This window comes from Pseudomonas sp. Tri1, assembly GCF_017968885.1.
GTDB lineage: Bacteria > Pseudomonadota > Gammaproteobacteria > Pseudomonadales > Pseudomonadaceae > Aquipseudomonas.
Map to the genome: position 1 here is coordinate 885,538 of NZ_CP072913.1, position 24,198 is coordinate 909,735.

Here is a 24,198-nt window from a genome sequence, read left to right on the forward strand (position 1 = left end):
CGGGCAATGACCTAACGGTTCTCGCCGACAGCCAGAATGGTTGCCACCAAGGCTTGAGCACGGGGCACCAGCGTGTCCAGCTCCAGGTATTCACGATCGGTATGGACCTTGCCACCCACCGGCCCGAGGCCACACAGGGTGGGAATGCCCAGGCTGGCGGTGAATCCGGAGTCGGCGCAACCGCCGGTGAACTCGCCTTCGACGCTGAAACCCAGCGCCAGCGCTTGTTGTTGATAGATGTGCAGCAGCCGTTCGCTGTGATGGGCTTCCATCGGTAGAAAGGTTGTCGCTTCCTTGAGGATGGCGCTGGTGCCGATCAGTTCTTCTTCTGCGACGATGGCCAGGATTGCGGTAAGGATCCGGTCCCAGTGCTTGAGTTCGATGAAGCGCACGTCCAGCCGCGCGCAGGCGCTGGGCGCGACGGTGTTGCTGGACGTGCCACCGGATATCAGGCCGACGTTAGTGGTGATGCCTGCCGGGTAGTCGGTCAAGGCATGGAGCTTGACGATCTTGCGTGCCAGGGCCTCGATGGCGCTGGCTCCGTCGGCATGATTGACCCCGGCATGCGCCGCGCGGCCGCTGACTTCGATGATCAGCGTGGCACCGCCTTTGCGTGCGCTGACCACGTTGCCGCTGGCCCGGCCGGGTTCGGTATTGAGCACCGCACGCGCGCCACGGGCGGCTTTTTCGATATGGGTTCTGGCGCTGCCGGAACCGATTTCTTCGTCACCGGTGTACAGAACCTGTACCGGATAGGGCAACAGACCGGCGCGTTTGAGAGCCTTGAGCGCGAAGCAATTGAGCACCAGGCCGCCTTTCATGTCGGCGACGCCGGGGCCGTAGGCGAGGTTGGCGTCGCGGCTGTAGCCGCGAGTCGTGGTGGTGCCTTTGGGAAACACCGTGTCGCGGTGGCCGAGCAACAGCACCGGCTTTCCTGTGGCGCCCGGCACTTCGGCGAGCATCACGTCGCCAAAACCATCGACCGGCATGCGCTTGAGCAGGATGCCGTCGGCTTCCAATTCAGCCGCGAGCAGCGCGCCCACAGCGTCGACGCCGGCCTTGTCATAGCTGTTGGAGTCGGTGTCGACGATACGCTGCAGCAGCGCTTCCATGGCTGGGCGCTGGTCGGCGAGCCAGTCCAGCGCCTGTTGTGGATTGGCACTCATTGCGCCTGCTCCCGTAACTGATGTTCCTGGGTCAGGCGTGCCGCGTCGTTGCCCAGGTCCCAGAATAGCCCTGCCATGATTTGCAGGCTTTCCTTGACCACCGGTGCCAGCAAGTGCTCGTTCGGCGCATGTTGTGAGCAGGCCGGGTACGAGTGCGGCACCCACAAGGTTGGCAGGCCGAGCACGTCCGCGAACACATCGTTGGGCAGCGAGCCACCGAGGTTTGGCAGCAGCGCAGGCTTTTTGCCGGTGGTCTGTGCCAAGGAGCCGAGTGCCCAATTGACCCATGGGCTTTGCGGGTCCAGCCGAGTGGCATGCATCACATCGATGCGGCTTTGCTTGACCTCGACATTGCTGAAGCCATGAGCGTCCAGGTGGGCACGAACAGCCGGGATAAAGGTCGTGTAGTCGCTGTTCACCACGAAGCGGATGTGGCAGTGGGCATTGGCTTTACCAGGGATCGCGTGCACGGGGGCGTCCGGGTTGCCGGTCTTGAAGGCGATGACATCGAGGGTGTTCCAACCGAACACCTTTTCGCTCAGCGAGAGCTGCGGGTTACCCCAGTTGGCGTCGATTTCCGGATCGCCCGGCCCGCCACCAACATCAATATCAGCCAATGCCTGCCGAACCGGCTCCGGCAGTGTTTCGGGCTGCAGGCCTGCTACTTTCACCCGACCGTGTTCATCGACCATGCTCGCGATGGCATTGGCCAGAATGATGCCAGGGTTGGCCAGCAACCCGCCCCAGTTGCCAGAGTGATGGGCGCCCTCGCGCAAATTGACCACCAGCTCGAAGTTGAACACCCCACGTGAACCCAGAAAAATCGTCGGTCGTGATGCCGCCAGGCGTGGGCCGTCCGAGGCGATGAAAATATCCGCCGCGAGCTCTTTGCTGTGCGCGGCGCAGAACGCATTCAAGCCCGGCGAGCCTTCTTCTTCGCCCATTTCCAGCAGCAGCTTGACGTTGAAACCCAGCTTGCCGTCGCGAGCCTTGAGCGTTTGTTCAAGCGCGGTCAGGTTGATCAGGTGCTGGCCTTTGTTATCCGCTGTGCCGCGGCCGTACCAGCGATCGCCTTCCACCGTGACTTGCCACGGCGACAGGCCTTCACGCCATTGCGCTTCATAGCCGCGCACCACATCACCGTGGCCGTAGCTGAGCACGGTCGGCAGTTCTGGATGTTCAATGCGTGTGGCGATCATGAAAGGGCCGCGCTCTGCCACCGGGTTGTCATAGATTTTGACGCTGAAGCCCATCGCTTCGACGTGGGGGGTGATGAAGTCATTGAGGTAGCGATACAACTCGGGCTGGCTGTCCGCTGCCTGGCTTTCGGTGGGCAAGGCGACGCTGCGTTCAAGCAGATTGAAAAATTCGCCGTTGTTAAATTGCTCTGTGGTGTTGCTGATGGCCAGTGAACGACTCATGAGTGGACAAGCTCCAGTGTTTGGGCAGGATTGTCGTGAAGGTGGCAACGCACGTTGCCCCCGATAATCGAATCATTGGCCGGGTAGGCCGTTTTGCACGGTGCGAAGCAGCTCGGGCAGCGCGGATGGAAGGCGCACCCGGACGGCGGTGACATCGGATTGGGGAAGCTGCCGTGCAGGCCGATTTCGGGAATGCCCAGGCGCGGATCGGGCGTGAGCACCGAGTCCAGCAAGGCGCGGGTATAAGGGTGGCCGGGTTTGGCGAACAACGATTCGCGAGTGCGTTCTTCGACGATGCGCCCCAGATACATCACCGCTACCCGGTCGGCGAGGTGTTCGATGACCGCGAGGTTGTGGCTGATCAGCAGATAAGTCAGGCCGAATTCGCGCTTGAGGTCTTGCAGCAGGTTGAGAATCTGCGCCTGCACCGACACATCCAGTGCTGATGTGGGCTCGTCGCAAATCAATACATCGGGGCGCATGATCAGCGCCCGTGCGATCGCGACCCGCTGGCGTTGTCCGCCGGACAGCTGACTCGGGTAACTGTCGATCACCCGCTTGGGCAGGCCGACCACATCAAGCATCTCTTGGGTCTTCTTGCGGCGCTCGGCAGGGCTGCCGATGTCATGCACGATCAGCGGTAGGGTAATGATTTCGCGCAGGGTCTTGCGTGGGTTCAGTGATGAGTACGGGTCCTGGAATATCGGCTGAATGTGCCGGGACATTTCCTTGCGATCAGTCGCCGCCAGATGTTTGCCATTGACCAGCACATCGCCGCTGGTAGGCGGCAGCAGGCCGAGCAGGAGCTTTGCCAGGGTACTTTTTCCGCAACCGGACTCACCTACCAGGCCGAGGGTCTCGCCACGCATCAGACGCAGGGAAACGCCATCCACGGCCTTCAGGGTGGCGGCGGGTTTGAAAAAGCCCTTGTTGATCCGAAACTCGCGACGGATGTCACACAGCTCCAAAGCGATGTCTTTTTTCATGACCATGCACTCTTCTGATGGCGGATCGGTGCTGGGTCCGGAGCGGCGAACAGGCAGCGCGCCATGTGTCCGTCCTGCTCGACTTCGGGGATGTCTTGCGCGCAGGCCGGTATCGCCTGAGCGCAACGATTGCGGAACGCACAACCGTGCTGTTCGCCTACCAGGCTCGGCACCAGGCCCGGAATAGAACCCAGCGCCTCACCCGGTTTGGTCCGGCCAGGGATGGGAATACTGGCCAGCAGACCACGGGTGTAGGGGTGCTGCGGGTTCTCGAACAGTTGCAGGGCAGGGGCCGTCTCGACGATTTCCCCGGCATACATCACGGCGACCCGATCGGCGATCCGTGCCACCAGCCCAAGGTCGTGGGTGATGAAGATCACCGCCAGGCCGAGTTCTTTCTGGATGTCGCGGATCAAGCGCAGGATCTGCGCTTGAATGGTCACGTCCAATGCAGTGGTGGGCTCATCGGCGATGATCAGGTCCGGTTCGCACATCAACGCCATGGCAATGATCACCCGCTGGCGCAAACCACCCGAAAGCTGATGCGGATACTGACGCAAGCGTTCGGTGGCATTGCTGATACCGACTTTCTCCAACATCTGCGCGGCGCGAGCCAGGGCATCCTTGCGGGACACCTTACGATGCTGAATCAACACTTCGCTGAGCTGATCGCCAATGCTGTAGGCCGGGTTCAGCGAGGTCATCGGTTCCTGGAAGATCATCGCCAGGCGGTTGCCGCGCAGGTCGCACATGCGCCGCTCGCTCTGGCCCAGCATGTCGATACCGTCCAGCGTCAGCCGGGACGCAGTGCGTTGGGCCTTGCGTGGCAACAGGTCCATCAGCGCCAGCGAGGTCAAGGATTTGCCGCAGCCGGACTCACCGACGATGCACAACATTTCACCGCGCTCGACTTCAAAGTTCAGACCGCGCACTGCATGCAGCATGTCATCCGGCGTCGGGCTGTTGCCCATGGGGATATCCACGCGCAGGTTTTCTACATGGAGTAGTGCCATGTTCGGTACCCTCTATCAGTTACGGCCGTCGGGCAGGATCAGATCGCGCAGGCCGTCGCCGACCAGGTTGATGCCCAGTACCAGAATCATCAGGGCGACACCGGGAATGGCGATGACCCACGGGGAAAAGAACATGTAGGGTTTGCCTTCGGCGATCATCAAACCCCAGGACGGTGTCGGCGGCTGCACACCCACGCCGAGGAATGACAGTGCCGACTCCAGGAGGATCGCGTGGGCCATTTCCAGCGTCGCGACGACGATCAGCGCGCCGACCAGATTGGGCAGGATTTCGCTGACCAGAATGCGCAGGGTCGAGCAGCCAAGCGCCTGGGCCGAGGCCACATATTCAGCATCGCGAATCTGTTGCACCGAAGCCCTGACCACCACCGCGAAACGGTCCCATAACAGGCAGCCGAGCAGCACGATCACCACTTTCAGTGAGCCGCCCATCAGCGAGGCCGAGGCCAGCGCGACCATCACGACCGGCATCGCCAGCCGGGTGGTGATCAGGTAGCTGATAAGCGCATCGACCTTGCCGCCGTAGTAACCGGCCAACAGCCCCATGACGGTGCCGATAAAGCCGGAAATCAGCGCCGCCGCAATGCCGATGAACAGCGAAATACGTGCGCCGTAGAGCAATCGCGACAGGTAATCACGGCCCAGCTTGTCGGTTCCCAGGGGGTACTCCCAGGTGCCGTTGGCCATCCATACCGGTGGTTTCATGCGCAGCATCACGTCTTGCGCATAAGGGTCGTAAGGTGCCAGCCACGGCGCGAACAGTGCACCCGCGAAGATGATCAGCAACAGCACCGCGCCAATGGCGAAACCACGATGCCGAAAGCTCTTGCCAAGTACTCGGCTCAGGCTGCTCGGTGGTGGCAGGTAGTCATTGATCGCGAGGGTCGTGGGGGTGCTCATGTAAACCTCCTAGCGCACGCGAATGCGCGGGTCGAGCAGTGCGTTGAGCACATCGGCCAGCAAGGTGAGGATGATGTAGATCACCGCAATCAGCAGGACCACGGCCTGTACCACCGGAAAGTCGTCACGGGCGATGGCGTCCCAGGCAAGCTGTCCGATGCCTTGCAGGGAGAACACGGTTTCGATCACCACCGAGCCGCCGAGCATGAAGCCAAACTCCACCGCCGCCAGTGCGACGACCGGAATCAAGGCATTGCGCAGGGCATGCTTGAACAACACGCGGGCAGGGCGCAGGCCCTTGGCGCGGGCGGTGCGGATGTAATCGGAACTGAGCACATCAAGCATGCCTGCGCGCGTCAGACGCATGATTGCCGGAGTCGCGTAGTAGCCCAAGGCAATGGCCGGCATGACGAAGTGCAGCATGGTCGAGTTACCGGACACTGGCAGCCACTTGAGCGTCACCGCAAACACCACGATCAACATCAGCGCAAACCAGAAACTGGGCATTGCCTGGCCCAGCACCGCAATGCTCAAGGCCAGTCGGTCAACCCAGGTGTCGCGTTTGACCGCGGCCAGCACGCCCAGCGGAATCGCCACCAGCAAGGCGATACCCAGCGCCATGGCCCCTAACCCGAGGGTAATCGGCAAGCGGCTGGCGACGAGGTTGTAGACCGATTCCTGAAAGAAAAAAGAGTTGCCCAGGTCCAGCTGCAACAAGTCTCCCAGCCAGTTGAAGTACTGGGTCGGCAGCGGTTTGTTCAAACCGTACTGCACGCGGATCTGTTCGATCTGTTCGCTAGTGGCTTCCGGTCCGCCAATGGCAGTGGCCAGGTCGCCGGACAGGTGCAAAAGAGAAAAGCTGATCACCGACACGGTAATGGCAACGCAAATGGCGATGCCCAGACGGCGCAGAAGGAATCCAAGCATGGCAAGTTTCCTCATATCCAATGGATGACAGGTGTGAGGACGTGTCCGTGGTGCGGTTTAGTCCGCACCACGGCACCCCTCGATCGATCCGCTCGGTTGCGGATTACTTCCAGCTGGACTGAACGAAACGCGGCAGCTCATCCGGGTACGACGTGAACGCGAGCTCGGAGGTGTAGGCGTAGTTCATCGAGTAGTTGAACAGCGGCGCCCAGTACGCCTGTTCGCTGATGCGCTGCAGCGCCTTGCGGTAGTTGTCCTTGCGCAATTGCGGGTCGAGGGCGTTGTCAGCGGTCTGCAACCAGCTCTGGACTTGCGGGTCTTTGATGTTGTCGTCCGGATTGCCCTTGAACCAGGTGCCGGCCGACGCCGAGGTGTCGAGGATCGAGAACGAGCCCCAGGCCTGAAACGACATGGGCACCTTGCCGCCACGTTGCTGATCGCGCAGTGCGGCGTACTTCAAGAAGCGCAGCTTGGCGTTGATGCCCACGGCACGCAGGTTGCCGATGATGGCTTCGACGTAATCACGGTCGCGATAAGCGAAGATTTCTGTCTCGAAGCCATTTGGGTAACCGGCTTCGGCGAGCAGCGCCCTGGCCTTGGCCGGGTCGTAGTTGTAGACCGTGGCCGCGGAGGTATCGCAGCCGAACTGGCCTGGATAACAGGCAACCTGCAAGGGTTTGGCTTCACCCCCCACCATTTGCGTGGCCAGTGCATTGCGGTTGATCGCATGGTTGATGGCCTGACGCACCTTGAGGTTCTTCATCGGCGAGTTTTCAGTGGAGGTGCCCCGGGCATCGAGAATCAGGAAGCCGATGCGCATGGTTTCGCCGCTGGTCACGGTCAGGTTCGGCATACCTCTAAGGTCGACTGCCTGATCCGAAGTCACGCGCCAAGTCCAGTCGACACCGTCGGTCATCAACTCGGCCAGGCGGGTTTCTGCATCCGGAATCACCCGGAACTTGAGGTGGCCGATATGGGGCTTGCCTTGAGGGCTGTCCGGAAAGTAGTCCTTATTGATCTCCATGGTCACGCCTTCGCCAGCCACCACCGACGTCGCTTTGTACGGTCCGGTACCCACTGGCTTGCGGCTGAATTCGGCCAGGCCGACTTTCTCGAAGTACTGCTTGGGGAACATCGGGACGGCGTTGGACAGGTATTCCAGTGCCGGAGGGAAAGGCTTCTTCAAATACAGGCGGACGCTGTAGTCACCGGTTTTTTCGGCGCCCTTGATCCAGTCTACGTTTTGCACGGTAACGACTTTCGCTTCGGGCGACACCACGTAGTTGAGGGTGAACACCACATCGTCGGCGGTGAAGGCGTCGCCGTTGTGAAATTTGACGCCTTTGCGCAGCTCAAAATCGATGGTGGTGTCGTCGACCTGTTTCCAGCTGGTGGCCAGCATGGGTTTGTATTCGCCGCTGCTGGGATCGCGGTAGATCAGGTTGTCCCAGATCAGCCGGCCGAGAATTACACCTTCGCGTAAATCATTGTGGTAGGGGCTGATGTTTTCAGGTTCGCTGTCGGAAGCGTAAACCAGGGTGTCGTTGGCTTTACCGGCATGAGCCGGGAAACTGCTGATGAGGCCCAACAGCGCAATGCTGCAGGCGAAACCTTTGATGCCCATGCCGTCGTCTCCGTTGGCGAGAGTGGTTGAATCAAAGGGCAGCGAATCGCAAATGCGTAAAGGAGGATGAGAAGCTCAAGTAATGTTTTTGGTCTAGACACGAATGTAGGGAAAGGCTATCAATGCCACAAGAATAATATTTCGATACTTGCATTGCCAAAAAGGCAAACCTTGGGGGTGCCGATGCAGTTGTATGGTGTGCAGTCCACGGCACTGCGTTATTTTCTGGAAGTAGCGCGATGCGGATCGATCAGCGAAGCTTCCGTGCGCTTGAATGTCGCAGCGTCAGCGGTGAGCCGGCAAATTTCCAAGCTTGAGTTGGCTCTGGACGCCAGCCTGTTTGAGCGTCGTGCCCGCGGCATGGTGCTCAGCGAGGCGGGGACGCGACTGGCGGCTTATGCGCGCAAGTCGCAGCTTGAGGCCGAGCAGGTGGTGCTGGAAATTACCGAGCTGCATGGCTTGCAACGAGGTCATGTGCACGTTGCCTGCTCGGAAGGATTTGCACTGGAATACATGCCCAGGACCATCAGCGCGTTCAGGCGTGAGTACCAGGGCATTCATTTCACATTGGAGGTCTGTGCACCGGCGGAAGCGACCGAAAAGGTTCGTTCCGGTGAAGCCGATCTGGCGATGACCTTCAGCCTGACGCCGCAAAAGGAAATCAAGGTCGAACATGTCCTGAGCGGGGCGATTTTTGCCGTGATCGCCAATTCCCATCCCTTGGCCGGGCGTGAAGCGGTCAGCCTCGCTGAGCTACAACCCTGGCCCATTGCGTTACCCAAGGCCGACACCACGATACGGCAACTGTTCGACATCTGTTGCGGTGTACAGGGGTTGTTGTTCGACCCGGTGTTGACCACCAACTACGTTGCCGCGCTCTATAGCTTCGTCCGCGAAGAAGGCGTCATCAGCCTGGCCAGCGAGATGACCTTGCAAAAGCAGGTGGCGGACAAGGCCCTGCGATGCGTGCCGATCCTCGACGAAGGCATGCAGGCACGACGCATCGAACTGCAAAGCATGGCTGGCCGCAATTTACCGGCAGCGGTTTCTGCGTTCAGGGATTTTCTGATTGCTGATCTGGGGAAAGCGAAGGGGCGCGCGGCACTGTCCGGACGTACTAAAAGAGAGAAGGGGAGGACGGTTTAAGCAGGCAGATTGAAGCGATGCCCACAGATCAGGCAGAGATTGTGGGCGAGGGCATGGCGGTCAAGTTTGTCGCCGAGTTGAGCGCCCAATGCACAGCCACCAGCGCCGCCTATAAGCCCGCCGAGGATGGCGCCAGAAACGGCTCCGAGGGTGATTCCGAGCGGGCCGGCAATAGCGCCGACGGAGGCACCTGCCTGACCGCCGGCAATAGCGCCGACGGAGGCACCTGCCTGACCGCCTGCAAGAGCTGCACTGACGCCGCGTGCTGCACCGCCAACCGTACCGATGGCGGCTGCAATTCATGGCCTGGTGGAGAGAGGCGATTTTGGGTGAGTTACAGCGAGGGCACTGCAATGACATGGTTTGAAGCTCCATGGTGGGGATGTCATAGCAGTGATGTAGGGCTGTATTTTTCTTGAGTAGGAATCGGACAGCCTGTGTCTTTCGCAGTGAAAACATGTCTTGCAGGCATGCATACACTTTGCCACTATTCGATGGTTCGCTCGATTCGCGGGGCAGCCGGGACCGGATGAGCATTGCTCGCCGTATGCATGAGCGATCTCGTTAACTGAAATTTGTCATGTGCACTTTTGTGTAATGTGGCTGGAGGGCAGGATGCCAACACCTAGTCAGTTTGCTGCAGTTAATCCAGCGCTCGGATATCTGTATCAGGTGAGAGCAGCCTTGCTCTGGTCGTTGCAAAGGCTCCAACACGATGAGTCCTTTCAGGTATCTGTAGAGGTGCTTGATGATGTTGCTTTTGAGTCCAACACCGGAGATCCGAGTACTTTCCTGCAAACTAAACATCACGCCAGTCGCATGGCAGCGCTCACGGATAGCTGCCCTGATCTATGGAAGACTCTTCGCGTCTGGATTGAAGGAGGTGCGGTCAGTCAAATCCTATCTACGGCTTCTCTTCAACTCGTAACTACCGGTGTCGCGCCGATTCGCTCGGCTGCCAGTAAGCTGAAAATTGAAGACCGCGATGCTGTAGCTGCTAGAGATATTTTGGATGTGGTCGCGCGCACGTCGACGAATGCAGCGAACGCCGCCGCTTATCGGGCGTATGAGTTGTTGAGTGCCCAGCAGCGACTTGCGATGCTCGAGCGCGTGTTTGTTATCGACGCTGCTCCGACTATTTCTGATCTAGACCAAGAACTCCGTACAGTCATTTTCTGGGCTGTTGACCGTGCTAACCAAACGCCGTTTTTGGACCGACTTGAGGGGTGGTGGTTGCGCAAGGTTATTGGGCAGCTCACCTCCAGCCCTGGCGCGCGGATTGCGTCAGTCGAGATAGAGTCCGAAATGAGCGATTTGCGCGATCAATTTCGACAAGACTCCTTACCCATCGATGACGATTTGCTCGACTTTGTACTCGACGATACAACGGCAGTCGCGCATCGGCACTACCGATTCGTCAAGCAGCTAGAAATTATCGATGCTGGACGTCGAAGGGTTTCTAGTGCAATACGTGATTTTTATAGGGCGTATGAGCAACGATCCCGTTGGGTGCGTGAGGATCTTGTGGTCACGCTCGATATTAGTCGATTCGAGAAGCGGCTAACCGAGGAGTGGGAAAACGTCTTTGATGCCGTGTGCGATGAGGTCGGCGAAGCTGCTACCGACGCTGAAAGGAAGGCAGCTGCAAGATCAGTTCTACAATGGGCCGAGCGAACGTCCATTCCGATTCGTCCCGGTGTAACAGAACCGTTCCTATGCCGAGGGTCTCTGCACATGATCGCCGATGAAGGCAACATAGGTTGGCACCCTGATTTCAAGACACTATTGGACACCGTGCTCAATGGTACTGAGGGTGTTACATGACGGCTTGGCTTGATCGATCGATTGAAGAGCGAGCGCTTCTGAACCCGGCATTCTGCGCATCACTGATTTGGTACTTTGCTGCTGCTGGAGGAGAGGAGGGGAGGCGTGCACTGACATTTGCCGAGTGCTATCTCGTACTCCCCTTCGTGTTGCACAAAAACACCCGCGAAGCATTACCGCGCACCACTCGTACATCACTTGCAGTTTGGATCGACGAGAACTCGTCGCTCCAAGCGACTTTTGCTATTCGGACCCGTGTCATGGTGTCGTTCACGAAGGACGCACTGATCTTTGGAGGTACACGACAATTTCTGCAGATTTCGGCTGAAGCTGTCGTTGCGAACGAGGAGTGGAAGAGGCGTGCAAATTTATTTTTGCGTCGTTCTTCTCCGGAGACCCAGGCCTGTCTTAAGAAGGCAGCTTTTCTTGGCTCTTGGTTTACTGAAACTGGTGTAGCTAACACAGTAATGGCATTACTGGGAGTCCGGCCATGACGTTAAAGATTCTGGAAATTGTCATATATAGCCATGACGGCCGTCGGAGAATCCTTTCGCTCAATCCGGACGGTGTCAGTATCGTCACTGGAGCGTCAAAGACGGGCAAGTCAGCACTGGTAGATATTGTTGACTACTGCTTCGGTTCTGGTGAGTGTCGAGTTCCTGAGGGGCCCATTCGGCGTGCGGTTGCTTGGTTCGGACTCCGTTTGCAGTTGACTTCTGGTGAGGCGTTTGTCGCGAGAAAGTGTCCCTCTGCACGATTTCGCTCTAGCGAAGAGTGCTTTGTCTACATTGGTGACACAGCAGAGGCTCCTGATGCCGCTGGGGTAAGACAGACCACCAATACCCGTGGGCTGTTATCGCAGTTGTCCGGGTGGACGGGAATATCGGAAAATTTACATGAACCGCCAGTTGGTCAGACCCGATTGCCTCTGTCTGCAAATGTGCGTCATGCCCTTGCATTTTGTTTTCAGCCACAGGACGAGATCATTCGGCGCCATCAGCTTTTTCATGGTGCCGACGATAGTTTTTTCGCTCAGGCCCTTAAGGACACCTTGCCCTACTTTCTGGGGGCGGTTGACGATGAGTATGTTCGCAAGCGCGAAGAGCTAAGACGCCTTCGCGATCAGCTTCGTTCGGTGGAACGACAGCTTGCCGAATTGAACTCTATCCGAGGGGACGGCGTTGGAAAGGCGTCCGCACTCCTGGCGCAAGCACGAGACGCTGGACTCTCCGCTATGGTAACGGAGAACTGGCACGAGACTATCGCAGCCCTGCGAGAAGCAGGAATAGTCAATCTCGGGCGTTTTGGTGAGATTCCTGACGGTGGAGAGTACAGGCGTCTAAGTGATGAGCGAAGTGAGTTACTGAATGAGCAGCGCCGACTGAAGGACGAATTGGATGCCGTACGCGCCTTTGAACGAGACGCGAATGGATATTCACGAGAGACTAGGGAACAACACAGCCGTTTAGTATCCATTGGCGTATTTGACGACACAACTCCAGGCCACTCCTGCCCATTGTGCGCGCAGGTTTTGCCAGAAGATGTGCAGCAGCCTGAGCTAGCAGAGCTAAAAGGTGTGCTTCAAAGTGTCGCTTCGCGGCTTGAGACGGTTGTCCAGAACTCGCCGCGGATAGAGCGTGCTGCTAGCGAAGTTGCACTTCGTCTAGAGCACGTTCGTGCGGCACTGATTGCAAACCGGCAACAGCTCGAAGCTGTCAGAGCTGCAAGTGAGCCGTTACGGTTAATCCATGACGAGGTCGCTCGACGTGCTTTGGTGCAAGGGCGTATCAGCCTTTACTTGGAGAGCATCCCGGATCTGCCAGACACAGCGGTGCTACATCGTCGGGCCGAAGAGTTACGCGCAGCTTATATCGCACTGGAGAATGACCTTAGCGATGAAGCTGTCAATGAACGCATGACTTCAATTGGGTCAATCTTGAGCAGACAGATGTCAACGGGAGCGCAGGGCTTAATGCTTGAGCATTCAGCGTCACCGTTGCGGCTCGACACGAAGCGGCTAACATTGGTTGCTGACACTGACAACGGGCCTGTCCCAATGAGCCGGATGGGAAGCGGCGAGAACTGGGTTGGCTACCATCTTATTGCCCACTTGGCCCTCCACAACTGGTTTGCTCTGCGCGAACGTCCTGTCCCACGATTTCTATTTCTCGATCAGCCATCTCAAGTCTATTTTCCTGCAGAACGTGAGTTAGCGGCTGAGATGTCAGTAAATGACCTTTCCGAAGACGACCGTAGTGCCGTTAAGCGTATGTTCCAGTACGTGTTTTCCGCCGTCCAAACTGTAGCATCGAGCTTTCAGGTAATAGTAACTGAACACGCAGACATTGATGAAGATTGGTTCCAGTCTGCGGTCATAGAGCGTTGGCGTGGAGGGCTAAAGCTGGTTCCTGAGGATTGGCCATACTTGGGCAGCACTTAAGCGAGCGTATTTGTATCTGACGTCGACCGTGAGCAAAACTAGATCTGTGCACTTAGCAATCCGCAAGCCACTCAGGCACAAAAAAATTCCATCAATCGCCCATCGGTGCAGACATGATTTTAGCGTAATCACCACTTCGATCTCGCCGATCTCCACTTCGGAAACGCGAGCGAGTGGGGGCTTCGTTCATGTAGCCCCAGTGCAGCACCTGAATAGCAACGCGTTGACTTTATCGCTCCGTACGAAAAACGATAGGCGAATGAGCGGCAGTTAGGAGAGAAATAGTGGGAGTAAAGCCTTTCTACATTGTGTCATATACGTCGGACCATATGTCACTTCCCTTACACGACGTCAACGATAATAAATCAGGACCGAAAGTGACGGTTGTCATTGGTCCGAATGGGTCTGGCAAGAGTACGGCAATCGCCAGTCTGGTAGATGAACTCGAGATGATGCATGTTTTACTCAAGTCGCCAGAAGAGCAGCCAAAGCACTTTCGTTTTCCTAAGTCAGGAACAATCGAATTTCGATGTGGGGGTAGTACGTATAGTTTGGAGCGACAAGGTACAACTCTTACAGCTTATATGAATAATGAACCTGTCAATTTGGAAGATGTTCCGTTTCCAAGTAGTGCGTTGGCCGTTGCTCACCTACCTACAGATAAATTTCGATACTCACGCAATGATGATAATTCCTTTTACCGGTATTTAGGTCTGCGCCAGGCAACAAATATGGTCACGACAGGAGCCCTCGAAGCGAAAGTCATATCAAGCCTCTTAAATGGCCTCCAATCGGATGGCTATCGACAAGCAATAGGTGAGTGGCTGAAGGTGCTTAATATTAGTGGTAGTTTTGAAATTGAATTGCGCAATATGACCATTGAAGCCTTTAGCGCCGATGGATTCGCAGATCTTGATCGCATTGCAAGGCGGACGCAATTTAGAAGTATGGCAGATTACATCAGTTTTTTACAAGATAGAGGTGGTAGGCCAATATTAGAAGCCGATATTGGCTTGTTTTTCGGCCGGCTCGGTGCGCTCTGCGAAACTGCAGAGACAGTTAATCCTGGGATTAAGCGCCGGAGAAGAACATTTACTCTACCTGTAGAAGCACTCAGAGACGAAACCGATGAAACCGGTATATCTTGGGAACAAGGGATGGAAATCATCCGGAAACTGCGTCTGGCGGATGAGGTTCGTTTAATAGTCAACAAGAATGGGCAAAGAACTGCGTTTTCCGATCTGAGCTCTGGCGAACGATGCATCATTGGCACGGTCACTCGCCTGTTTGAATACGCAGCGGAGGGGTGTGTGATTACCATAGACGAGCCTGAAGTTAGCCTGCATCCGTCATGGCAGATCAGATATATACCGACTCTCTTAAAAGCACTGCGGCACTTGAAATCGGCACATGTATTGATTGCTACTCACTCCCACTTCCTAGTCTCTGACGTAGATGCATCTGCTTCTCTTGTAGTTGCAGAGACTGATCAAGCCGGCCACTGGAAATTCAGTGCGTTTGAGGGTGAAGTTTACGGCAGAACACCCGAAAACATCCTTTATAGAGTCTTTGGAGTTGGCGCAGCTACGAACTTCTACGTTGAGCGAGACCTCTCTGATGCGCTTCAAATGCTTTCTAATTCCGCCAATATAGATCGCCCCAAGCTCCAACAAATTAGACATAGACTCAGTAATGTAGTGGCGGACGACAATCCCGCATTCCTGGAGATACTGACGACTATCGATAAAGTATTGGGTGGCGATTGAAATGCTGAAAATTAATCAGCCGGCCACTATAGATGCGTTCGTGCAGGCTAAATTGGATGCTATTCCCGAAGCCGATCGTCCCGAGAAATGGGATAAATCACGAACCAACGCAATAAAGAGTTTCAGGTCGGAGGTAATGAGGCATGGAATGGAGGTGCAAGATAGTCGATGCGCATGGTGCACTCTTCCGGTTGGAGCCGTCGGTCGACGAACGGCGCACCGAGATCATATTGCGCCCAAGAGGAAATATCAGAAGTGGACATTTCATGCGAAGAATTTAGTAGTAGTATGTGAGTACTGTAATGGCTTCTCTATTAAACTCGACTTAGATACAGTTGAGAAAGAAGGTCAAGACTATGACGCTACTGTGTTTTGGATCGTGCACCCTTATCTTGATCAACCCGAGCAGCATATTGGATTTCTTGAGCAAGTAGGAGATGAGCCGGGTGTAGTCGTGGAGGGACTTACCACTAAGGGGCATTGGACTATCGAAAAACTTCAGCTAAAAAGTAGTGGGTTAACTCTTGAGCGCGCAAAGGAGCTGCTTTTCTATCGCGGGATGAATAAATTGCCTGCGCATTTTCAGAGCCTGTTAGCCCGAGCTACTGGGCGGCAGTAAAATAGTAAAAATTTAACTGTCCGCCAAGCTTGTGTGGCACGTTTTAGTAAAATAGTGCTGTGATACGAGGCGGATGTGCCATTAGCTTTGGGAGGTATAGGGTCAGCAGGATTGCGTTACTTGAGCTTGTCTAGTTTTTAGGTCTTGGCAATTCTAGCCCTAGATGTAAGTGTCTATCCAGTATCCGCTATTGATTATAACGGCAACGCTCTGCTGCCTGAAGCTTTGCAAGACGCCTTATACTTGGACATAAGCCTACGTTTTCAGATCCGATAACTCCTTGAATCCATTCGAATTGATTTTCACGAACTTGCATTCTGGCTCTTTTCAATGCCTGAAAGGTGGCCCTAGCTAAGACTTCATTTCCGAGTGAAATCCGTACAGGCTCATAGGCGAGAATATCAACAGTTGTAATCAGGCGCAGGCTTTCAAAGCGTCCAGAGGAGATCTTTGTTGCTTTTTTTTCATCGATGGCAGCTGTATATCCGTTGCTATGTGCTAGCGCTAGTGTTGCGGCTTCACCGTCTCCGAGTGAGGCCGCCGTGGATCCGGATACCAGGTCGAAAAAGTGCTCTAATGCAATGCTAGATAGCTCTTCACTTCTTAAAATTCGATTGTGGATTAGGTCTAAAAGCTGTTTCGACTCTGGCCGGCCATTTACTGTCCCTTGCTCAATCTCACGTATGACATTTTCCGTGACTACAATAGGAGTCGGAAGTGCTTGTAGTATTGCGTTTGCATGATCGGTCGCTAGCAAGTTTATGATGACACTCGCGTCGAGAACGAGAATGCTATCCTGATTAGTGAGGCAGCTTGAAAAGGTCATCAACTTCATCCTCTTCTGCCTCATCAAGCAACTCGCGTACCTTCGCCCGTTCGAGCTTAAGCATATCCGAAATCTGCCCTTCACTGATTAGATCCTTCTTCCAAGCATCGATAGCTAGCAAAAAAAGTCTCGATGATTGCGCGCCTTCCATAGACGGGGAATCATGAGCTATCGAGCCTAGTACTTGTTGGGCTTGGTCGTCGGTTATGCCGCCATTATCCATGAACCAATCCCAAGTTCCACTTTTCGTCAGGTCCAGCTCTTCGAGCCTCATCACCATTGCCTGGCGTGAAACGCCAAAGAAATGAGCAAGCAGGATGATGTGCCGGCGAGTGAGGTGGGTTGATCCAATGGTCACTTCCTTGAACTTTTCCATGACAGTACGAGCAGGCGTTAAAAAAGCGCTACCGAAAGCATTCGCGTACCGTTCTTCACGCGAGTTCTCATACTTTTCGGCTTGATAGATCTCGGGTTGATGCCGCGTCGCTATAAAGTGACCGAGCTCGTGGGCGCCAGTTTGGGTTCGACGTTCCTTCCGATGTACTGCATTTATCAGCATACAGGCGCCGACGGCGTCGTCATAGGCAAACAGCCCCGACACTTTCGATTCAAGTCTCCGACTATAGACACGAATTCCAAGTTGCATCTCTATGAGCGAAAACAGATCTTGAATCGGGCTATCTCCGAGTCCTAGCCAGTTTCTGAGGCTATGTGCATCGTGCTCTGCTTGTTTGCGCACATCGCCAGGTAAGATGATTTTTTCGGCCGGATAATTCCAGGTTTTCCGAATGCCTAAAATATTTTCAAGTTCTACTTCCGCCCTAACGAGATCATTCAGCATCCGAGCAGCTTGCTCGATGCCGACATCACCGGTGTCCGGAAGTGAGCGGAAACGAGGAACAAGATCCACATGGACCGCTTCTCGGCGCAGCAAAGAGTTAGCAGATACTCCATAACAACGGCTAAGCATCTGAATCTCGTCAAGCCTTGCAGAGCGCTGCCCTTTTTCAATGGCCACGAGAGTGGTTCGAGCAAAGCCAATTGCTTTGGCCGCTGCATCTTGGGTCATGGCCGCCGTTTCGCGCGCGACCTTCAGTCGTTCACCCAGCTCAGCTGGGTTCAGTTCAAAATCTGGTTTGGTCATGATGCGCCATCTATCCACTTCCTCACGAACGACTCTGATCTCATATCGCTCGTGAATGCTGACCATTCCCTGGCATGTTGCTGTAAGAGCCTGTCAAGGTTCTGCGCCACGGCATGTGGCGACTCGGCCAGAGCTCGAGCCAGTTCGCTCGTTCTGCGGCGTTTGATCAGATCGTACTGCGAAGATTCCCGAATCGAAGAAAGGTGCTCGAAATGGAGTACCCCTGCGATAGCGTATTGTCGCAAGGCTTTAGTAAAACTGGTGAATTCTTTTGCTGCGCCTGTTTCCCAGGTCGGGCTGTCTAGGGATTCCCATACATAATTCGTTGGTGGCTCCTCTAATCCTGCAGCGTGGACGCTAAGGCGGCGAAGCATACACGCGGCGCATATGCCGCACTGCCTTCTCGCGCCTGAAACGGCTACCTGTCGGGATTGCTGCCAGCACGACCTGGTCGTTATCCAATTCGCGTGAGGGCCACAGGTTTCCACAAACTCACGCAGGGTCTCGCCTTTCGTCATCCAAAGCCTAGGGAAGGTGTACTGGAATCGATAACCAAGAAGGGCTTCGATAAAGCGTTCCATAAGCTTGGTGAACACGGGGTGATTTCGATAGTCCTCATACCCATGTGCAACAGGAAGGAGCACAGGTGCAAGGGCACCTTGTCCGCTTTCGGGGATGATGGCCATTGGAGCATCAATTAGATACGCCGCAATTGCGGATATGATGCTGAACTTGAATCCGCGGCTGCGCGCACTTCTCTCGGCGCTTCTTGAGTCATCAAGTTTGACTGAATATGGGATGGCCGTGAATGGAATCCTTTGGCGTTCCTTTTTTGAAATGTCGTGTTGTTTGCTCCCTATTCGAAGACGAATCAGGCGTTTACCTAGGCGCTTGCTCTCTAGCTCAGAGACCGCACGTGAGTCCATTCCATCACTGAAGGCAATGACCGCCTCTGCATCGGAAGGAAAAGCTATTTGGCCTTGTGGCGGTCTCTGTGCGGCTTGTTTTCGAGATCGATAGTTGAAGTGCCAGTCGTCGCCGGTCAGGAGGTTCAGCGCGTTGACGAGCGCTCGATCTACCTTGTTACTCGACCACCGTTCAACATCGTGTACTGGAACATGCACGATGAACCGCCTGCCCCAACTCATGGTGCTACGGACAAGGATGCGATCACAGAACTCGACTGCAGCGGCTATAAGTAGTGCGTCATGAGTTACGGGCTCCCACTTGTCATGGGATGAGAAGGATGCGAGAGCCTCGAGGTCGAACTCGATGTTCTTCTCGATGTAACACGGGACCACACCGTTTCTTTTGCGGGCGTCAGGTTCAAGTATATCTACAGCTATTTCCTTAGGCGGCAAGGTATTCATCACAACGATACCCCGTCATCAAGACCTTCCATCTTCCTAGGAGGGAGGATTCGAGTGGCCTCTGGGCCCACAAGATCCAGACCGAGTTGGGTGCTCGATAGAGTAGAAATGGCATTCTGGAGTCTCTTACTCACGTGCTCTGCTCTTTGCTCATTCGAGTCGCGAAGGTAGTGTTCTTCTATCGACCGTATGTTTGCGTGGCAGCGGTCCTTGGCGGCGAGGCCTACCGCCTCATGGAATGCTTCAATTCCAAATTTGCCTTCATGGATGAGGGTGATGCTCCATTCCACAAGATTCGTTCCAAAAACGGAGGCTGCTGCTAGGGCTTTCGCATTTTCAAGTTGATCCAGCGCTAGTTCCGGCATTTCCAGAGAGTTATCACCGCCCGTAAAGATAGCTTTCAAGGCTTCCATCAGATGCCACGAGACCTCCATTTTGAAGTCGCTGGCAACTGCGTGCGTCGTTGCCTCTGCGATCTGGGATGCATCGTAGGTGTCTTGGTCCGCTCGCTTTGCCAGTTCTTTCCATGGCTTTCGCAACTTCAAGCTTCTATGTGGCCCATCGCTCATTTCGTGCAGCCCCCAGTGAATACCGGTTTTGACATTGTCAGATAATGCAAAAATAAATCTGACAATGTCAAGGTGCTTTGAAGCCAAGAAATACCCTGACTGGGCTTAAGTCCACTAGAGTTCCTATTTTTGGGCTTCCCAGAGTGAGGGTCGCATAGGGCAATATCACGGCTCGACCAAAATTTGCGAAGGCCGGCTGCATTGTGAGCAGGCTTGAGCCGTTGCTCAAACCTTGAGATAAAGACCCGTCCGTCATACAGATGACGCAGTCAACTGTCGGGTCTGTCGTCGGTAGAAAATATCACTGGGGATCAACTAAAAGGATTGAAGAATATGGCTTTCAAGACGCCGCCGACCGGAGGGTCAGTGCCGGAGACACCAGACAAGCTGTTCCGTGAACTTACACGACGCAAGTTCCCAGATGTGTTGCCCCATCAGGCTGAGATGATGCAAGCTTATGCAGCCTCGGCCCTTGATCATTCAGACGTCGCGCTGCAGCTACCGACGGGAAGTGGGAAGACCCTTGTGGGTCTGCTGATCGCGGAGTGGCGTCGAAGGAAATACAAAGAGCGCGTGGTCTACCTGTGCCCTACTAGGCAGCTGGTTCACCAAGTGGCAGAGCAGGCGAACGACAAATACGGGCTCTCCGTCGCTACATTCGTAGGCAAGCAGCGCGAGTATTCGCCCTCCGCAAAAGCTGATTACCAGCAGGCAGAAAAAATCGCGATTACGACCTACTCTGGCCTCTTCAACACCAACCCGTATTTCGACAATGCTGACATCATTCTTGTCGATGATGCGCATGCCAGCGAAAACTACATCGCTTCACATTGGACATTGCGCATAAGCCGACTCGAACCGAATCACGGCGTGCTGCATCAGGCCCTGGCTAACGCACTCACGCCATATCTGACACCGACAGATCTGTCCCGGCTGCGCGGAGTCTGGGAGGATGTTGTAGATCGTACTTGGGTAGATAAGCTCGCTACTCCAACGCTTGCTTTGCTCAGTCCTCAGTTGGTAGAAATACTGGATACACACACCGCTGGCTGCGACCTGAAGTATCCATGGTCACTACTGCGTGACCACATCGATGCCTGTCATGTGTATCTATCGTCTCAGGAGATCCTGATACGTCCTCTTCTTCCTCCAACGTTCTCGCACCCAGCGTTTGGAGCCGCAAAGCAACGGATCTACATGTCCGCCACTTTGGGTGCGGGCGGTGATCTAGAGCGATTGACCGGCCGTAAGGCAATAAAACGACTGCCAGCTCCTGCAGGATGGGACACACAAGGGGTCGGGCGCCGTTTCTTCATTTTTCCCGAAATGTCTCTTACAACGGACGAAACAACTGTCCTGCGAACTGAGCTGATGAAGCGTGCTGGGCGTAGCGTCGTCCTGGTACCCAGTGACCGGGCAGAGGATGCCATCGCAGAACAGGTCGATACTTCATTGAAGTATCCCGTCTATCACGCAGGTGATATCGAGGAGTCCAAGGCGGATTTCGTCAACTGCGATCACGCAGTTGCTGTCGTGGCAAACCGGTATGACGGGATAGATTTCGCTGGCGACGAATGCCGACTGCTATTTATTGAGGGGCTGCCGAAAGCGGTGAATTCTCAGGAACGATTCCTAATGACTCGGATGGGGGCTAATGCGCTTTATAACGAGCGAATTCAGACACGTGTTGTTCAGGCAATCGGCCGCTGCACACGGTCACTGGAAGATTATTCAGCGGTCGTGGTTTCGGGGGAGGAATTGCCTGACTACCTGGCGGACGTTCGGCGCAGACCCTTCTTCCATCCCGAGCTTCAGGCCGAGATTTCCTTCGGCGCCTTGCAGTCCAAAGACGCAACCTTGGCCGATCTGATCGAAAACTTTGAGATGTTTTTGAAGAACGATCTGGATTGGGAGCAAGCCAACAATCAGATCGTCGAAGAGCGTAAGCGCGCCCAGCAGAAATTCCTACCTGCGATCGAAGAGCTGCACCAGGCGGTGGGATGGGAAATCGATTACCAGACGGCGCTTTGGCACCACAACTATGAAAGTGCGGTTAGTTCTGCTGAGCGGGTGCTAGGCGTCCTCATTGCACCGGAGCTCAGAGGCTACCGTGCACTCTGGAACTACCTGGCTGGCTCGGCTTGTCACCTTGGTGCGCAAAGCGGTATTACCTCGCTCGCCGCAAAGGCCAGACAGTACTTTCGAGACGCTCATAAATGCGCTCCCAACATCACCTGGCTCACAGCCTTCGCTCGCCGAGAGGTCAACGACGCTGTAACGGCTCAGTCCGATGACATCGCGCTGCAGCGTCAAGTTGAACGGGTCGGCGCTGAGCTGACCCGCCTTGGAGCAACTCATGACCGTGAATTCGCAAAGAAAGAAAAGTTGATCCTTGAAGGGCTTCAGCATCCTGATACTTTTGAGCTGGCGCAAAAAGACTTGGGAAGCTTGCTCGGGTTCAGTGCCGGAAAAATCGAATCAGATGGCTCACCTGATCCTTGGTGGATTTCCGACTCGCAGTGCATCGTTTTTGAAGACTATGTCGACACTACAGACGGTACCCTTGCTGTGAACAAGGCTCGGCAGGCAACCTCCCATCCAGATTGGATGAGATTGAATGTCGAGGAGTCCAAGGGCTGCGACTTCCTGACCGTACTGGTGACTCCGGCGCGGAAAATCCGGCAGGCTGCAGTGGTTCACGCCGATGGGCTGCTGTACTGGGAGCTCAGTGATTTTCGCAGGTTTGCAGAGCACGCCTTGCAGACGGTACGGGAGCTCCGCGCAAGCTTCTATGAGCAAGGCGATCTGGTGTGGCAGGCGGAAGCAGCTGATGTACTCAAGCAGCGTGGCATCGACTTCGCTTCGATCTGCAAGTACCTGCGAAGTAGACCTGCCGTGAAATACATGGAAGAGGTATAGCTGTATCTGAAGCGTCCCTGATTTGAGGCAGGGGCGCTTGTTCAATTCTCACTACTCTTGTTTCTCCTTCCCGCTCCTCGACTTTGGGCATGTGAGGTGTGGTTAGCCGGTCGATACTCGTTTCAGTCCCCTTGTCTCCTGAACGGCTGCGATCGACAAACTACCGGTAGCTGCATGCTGAATGTGCTCGCTCCACCAGATCATCATCGGGCGTCTTCTCTCAATGTAATCCGCACGATTGTAGGCGCTACGCACTTCGTCCTTATCTACGTGCGCAAGTGCGACTTCGATCAGCTCCGAGTCCCACCCCTGTTCGTTCAGGATGGTACTGGCCATGGACCGCATGCCGTGGCTTACCAAACGACCTTCAAAGCCCATGCGTTTCAAGGCCATGTTTGCCGTCTGGCTATTGCAGTGAGTTCGCGGATCTTTGTCTGCAGGGAATACGTACTCCCTATGGCCGCTATAGGGTTTGATCGTTTCTAGCAGGGCAAGTGCATGTTCGGTCAAAGGTATGACGTGAGCGCGTCGTTTTTTCATACGCTCCGCTGGGATCGTCCACGTTTTCTTGTCGAGGTCGATGTCGGCCCAGGAAGTCGTGGCGGCTTCCGCTGGACGGGTCATGGTGTGGAGTTGCCATTCGATCAGACAACGTGTTGTTCTTTTTATGCTCGCATTAGCGATGGCTACCATTAGCTCTGGCAGCTCTTCGGGGCGGAGGGCTGCCATGTTCTGTTTTTTCGGCTTTTTGAAAACGCCCCGGATGCCGCTGAGTGGATTGGCGAAGATTATTCCCGAGTTCACGCCATGGATCATGATCTCATTGAGCCTTTGAGTCAGCCGCTTCACTGTCTCTAAGCTGCCTTTCGTTTCCAGAGGGCGGAGCAATTCGATGACCATCGGCGCAGTGATTTGCGAGAGGGGTACAGTTCCGAGTTTTGGAAATACGTGGAGGGTGAGAGAGCGCCATATGTCTTCGGCATAGGCCGGTGTAACGACATCCTGCTTCAGCTCGAACCAAGTAGCAGCTACGTTCTCGAATGTATGCTCAGTGGCTGCTTTTTTTGTTTGCTCCAACGCATTGCGTTGCTCTTTCGGGTCGATGGCCAGCGCGAGCAGTTCTCTAGCTTCGACCGTTTTCTTTCTGGCTTGCGCGAGAGAGAGCTCTGGGTAGGTGCCCAGTCCCATGTTGATGCGATTCTTCGTTACCAGATGCCGGTAGTTGAAGTTCCACAGCGTAGAGCCATTAATTCTCACTCGCAATTGTAGGCCGTCGCCATCACTGAGGACGTAATCTTTGTCTTTTGGCTTGATGGCTTTGAGCTGGCGATCAGAGAGGCGGGTGGCTTGAGCGCACAATAGGTATTCTACGACATCGTTTGGTATTCCAAAAATTACCACTGAAGGGCTTGGAATACCATGTGGAATACCAATGGTTGTAGATTTTATCGGACGTCATGGGACGCTGATGGCGCTGGAAGCCCTGTATTTACTGGATTCCAGGCACAAAAAAAGACGTC

19 protein-coding genes and 1 pseudogene are annotated in these 24,198 nt (G+C 55.1%); 7 read left to right on the plus strand and 13 right to left on the minus strand.

All coding sequences use genetic code 11. From position 1 onward, the window contains the following. Positions 1–11 precede the first annotated feature (11 nt). The 7 genes from J9870_RS03760 to J9870_RS03790 all read right to left on the minus strand — a co-directional run bounded on the left by J9870_RS03760 (position 12) and on the right by J9870_RS03790 (position 8,055). Positions 12–1,166: a M20 family metallopeptidase gene (locus tag J9870_RS03760; protein WP_210642763.1), complete on the minus strand. Its 1,155-nt coding sequence runs from the start codon at positions 1,164–1,166 to the stop codon at positions 12–14. Beyond that, positions 1,163–2,587 (minus strand): M20 family metallopeptidase, encoded by a 1,425-nt coding sequence (locus tag J9870_RS03765; protein ID WP_210642764.1) that lies wholly within the window; start codon positions 2,585–2,587, stop codon positions 1,163–1,165. Before J9870_RS03765 ends, J9870_RS03760 begins: the two co-directional genes overlap by 4 nt. Next, complete coding sequence (locus J9870_RS03770) at positions 2,584–3,573, minus strand: oligopeptide/dipeptide ABC transporter ATP-binding protein (RefSeq protein WP_210642765.1); 990 nt, start codon at positions 3,571–3,573, stop codon at positions 2,584–2,586. The genes J9870_RS03765 and J9870_RS03770 overlap by 4 nt, the downstream gene beginning before the upstream one ends. Further along, positions 3,570–4,586, minus strand: coding sequence for an ABC transporter ATP-binding protein (locus J9870_RS03775; RefSeq protein ID WP_210642766.1), 1,017 nt, complete (start codon positions 4,584–4,586; stop codon positions 3,570–3,572). The genes J9870_RS03770 and J9870_RS03775 overlap by 4 nt, the downstream gene beginning before the upstream one ends. 15 nt (positions 4,587–4,601) lie before the next feature. After that, positions 4,602–5,504 (minus strand): ABC transporter permease, encoded by a 903-nt coding sequence (locus tag J9870_RS03780; RefSeq protein WP_210642767.1) that lies wholly within the window; start codon positions 5,502–5,504, stop codon positions 4,602–4,604. 9 nt (positions 5,505–5,513) lie between these two features. Next, complete coding sequence (locus tag J9870_RS03785) at positions 5,514–6,431, minus strand: ABC transporter permease (protein WP_116834141.1); 918 nt, start codon at positions 6,429–6,431, stop codon at positions 5,514–5,516. A gap of 103 nt (positions 6,432–6,534) precedes the next feature. Further along, the gene (locus J9870_RS03790; protein ID WP_210642768.1) at positions 6,535–8,055 is read right to left on the minus strand and encodes an ABC transporter substrate-binding protein; all 1,521 of its coding nucleotides are present in this window, start codon (positions 8,053–8,055) and stop codon (positions 6,535–6,537) included. Positions 8,056–8,238: 183 nt separating this feature from the next. Here J9870_RS03790 and J9870_RS03795 point away from each other — a divergent pair, with 183 nt between their 5' ends. Further along, on the plus strand, positions 8,239–9,201 hold the full coding sequence (locus J9870_RS03795) for a LysR substrate-binding domain-containing protein (protein WP_210645094.1): 963 nt from the start codon (positions 8,239–8,241) through the stop codon (positions 9,199–9,201). Here J9870_RS03795 and J9870_RS29400 read toward each other — a convergent pair. After that, positions 9,198–9,561: pseudogene (locus tag J9870_RS29400) on the minus strand (hypothetical protein). The gene J9870_RS03795 and the pseudogene J9870_RS29400 sit on opposite strands and share 4 nt — an antisense overlap. A gap of 255 nt (positions 9,562–9,816) precedes the next feature. On the opposite strand from J9870_RS29400, the gene J9870_RS03800 reads away from it, so the two are divergent. The 5 genes from J9870_RS03800 (at position 9,817) to J9870_RS03820 (ending at position 15,850) form a co-directional block, all read left to right on the plus strand. Continuing rightward, entirely contained in the window at positions 9,817–11,025 is a 1,209-nt protein-coding gene (locus J9870_RS03800) for an ABC-three component system protein (protein ID WP_210642769.1), read from the plus strand. Then, positions 11,022–11,519, plus strand: a complete 498-nt coding sequence (locus J9870_RS03805; RefSeq protein WP_210642770.1) for a three component ABC system middle component — start codon at positions 11,022–11,024, stop codon at positions 11,517–11,519. Before J9870_RS03800 ends, J9870_RS03805 begins: the two co-directional genes overlap by 4 nt. Further along, positions 11,516–13,465 (plus strand): DUF3732 domain-containing protein, encoded by a 1,950-nt coding sequence (locus J9870_RS03810; RefSeq protein ID WP_210642771.1) that lies wholly within the window; start codon positions 11,516–11,518, stop codon positions 13,463–13,465. Before J9870_RS03805 ends, J9870_RS03810 begins: the two co-directional genes overlap by 4 nt. Before the next feature lie 377 nt (positions 13,466–13,842). After that, complete coding sequence (locus J9870_RS03815) at positions 13,843–15,231, plus strand: AAA family ATPase (RefSeq protein WP_210642772.1); 1,389 nt, start codon at positions 13,843–13,845, stop codon at positions 15,229–15,231. Between the two features lies 1 nt (position 15,232). Then, positions 15,233–15,850 (plus strand): hypothetical protein, encoded by a 618-nt coding sequence (locus J9870_RS03820; protein WP_210642773.1) that lies wholly within the window; start codon positions 15,233–15,235, stop codon positions 15,848–15,850. 187 nt (positions 15,851–16,037) lie between these two features. Here the strand turns inward: J9870_RS03820 and J9870_RS03825 are convergent, their stop codons facing one another. Genes J9870_RS03825 through J9870_RS03840 form a run of 4 tightly spaced genes read right to left on the minus strand, consistent with a single transcriptional unit; the run spans position 16,038 to position 19,846 of the window. Further along, positions 16,038–16,676: a hypothetical protein gene (locus J9870_RS03825; RefSeq protein WP_210642774.1), complete on the minus strand. Its 639-nt coding sequence runs from the start codon at positions 16,674–16,676 to the stop codon at positions 16,038–16,040. After that, a complete protein-coding gene (locus J9870_RS03830) occupies positions 16,651–17,820 on the minus strand; it encodes an XRE family transcriptional regulator (protein WP_210642775.1) in 1,170 nt (389 codons plus the stop codon). Before J9870_RS03830 ends, J9870_RS03825 begins: the two co-directional genes overlap by 26 nt. Next, on the minus strand, positions 17,817–19,190 hold the full coding sequence (locus J9870_RS03835; RefSeq protein ID WP_210642776.1) for a 7-cyano-7-deazaguanine synthase: 1,374 nt from the start codon (positions 19,188–19,190) through the stop codon (positions 17,817–17,819). The genes J9870_RS03830 and J9870_RS03835 overlap by 4 nt, the downstream gene beginning before the upstream one ends. Further along, complete coding sequence (locus J9870_RS03840; RefSeq protein ID WP_246883077.1) at positions 19,190–19,846, minus strand: hypothetical protein; 657 nt, start codon at positions 19,844–19,846, stop codon at positions 19,190–19,192. Before J9870_RS03840 ends, J9870_RS03835 begins: the two co-directional genes overlap by 1 nt. A 246-nt stretch (positions 19,847–20,092) precedes the next feature. Here J9870_RS03840 and J9870_RS03845 point away from each other — a divergent pair, with 246 nt between their 5' ends. Beyond that, positions 20,093–22,678, plus strand: coding sequence for a DEAD/DEAH box helicase (locus J9870_RS03845; protein WP_210642777.1), 2,586 nt, complete (start codon positions 20,093–20,095; stop codon positions 22,676–22,678). A 102-nt stretch (positions 22,679–22,780) separates the two neighbouring features. Here J9870_RS03845 and J9870_RS03850 read toward each other — a convergent pair whose 3' ends face one another. Next, the gene (locus J9870_RS03850; protein WP_210642778.1) at positions 22,781–24,037 is read right to left on the minus strand and encodes an integrase domain-containing protein; all 1,257 of its coding nucleotides are present in this window, start codon (positions 24,035–24,037) and stop codon (positions 22,781–22,783) included. Positions 24,038–24,198 lie beyond the last annotated feature (161 nt).